This is a genomic window from Actinomadura verrucosospora, assembly GCF_039540335.1.
Classification (GTDB): Bacteria; Actinomycetota; Actinomycetes; order Streptosporangiales; family Streptosporangiaceae; genus Spirillospora; species Spirillospora verrucosospora.
In genome coordinates, this window is record NZ_BAABEV010000109.1 from 1 (window position 1) to 775 (window position 775).

Here is a 775-nt window from a genome sequence, read left to right on the forward strand (position 1 = left end):
GAGCTGTCGCGCCGGGCGATGCATCAGTTCCGGCCGACCGCACACCGGGCTAAATTCGTGGCGGGGGTAGAGCCGGTTCTCATCGGTGTCCTCGTCCCCGGTGATCGGCTCTACGGCCAGCGCACCGGCACGTGGAGCGCTTCAGCTAGAGCAAGGACCTCGGCGAGCGGGGCCTCGGACAGGCTGCGACATCGGTAGGCCGGTACGGTTCAGACCGGTTGCGGGCGGACCGGCTGGCCGGCGGTTCAGTCGGCGAGACCGGCTCGTCGTAGCAGTTTCAGCCAGTCGTCGTACTCCACCAACTCGTCGTCGATCGCCGCAAGGCGTGCGTATTCCGGAGTGGCCAACCGCTCCAGGAAGAACGCCTCCAGCCCGGGCGCGAGCCGCTCGAAGCGCTCCGCGTCGACCCACTCCCAGTGCTCGTCCGGGATACCGAGGATGCCGCGGCCCGCGCGGTCGAGGAAGATCGGTGTGTCGCCGATCAACCCGACGCAGAACAGCTTCTCCGGGGACAGATCCAGCGGGGAGTCGACCACCGGCCCGCAGTAGAACTGGTGCTCCTCGGCCTCCTCCAAGCCGAAGAGCTGCACGGACGGCCCGCAGCTCGCACCGTCCAGCACCCGGCAGAAGTCCAGGAACTCCCGGGGCACCCCGTCGGCCTCCGCGGCGGCCGCCGTCTCCTCGTCGACGGTCCCGCCGAGCGTGGACCGGAGCAGGTCCGTGCTCTCCGCCAGCGCCGTACGCAGGGCGTCCACCGTTGCGATCAGACGGGACG

1 protein-coding gene is annotated in these 775 nt (G+C 69.8%); it reads right to left on the reverse strand.

Features of this window, described 5'->3' with window-relative positions; all coding sequences use genetic code 11:
• Positions 1-245: 245 nt before the first annotated feature.
• Positions 246-775, reverse strand: a 530-nt coding sequence (locus tag ABD944_RS42140) for a hypothetical protein (RefSeq protein ID WP_345187875.1), incomplete at its 5' end; no start/stop codon positions are given.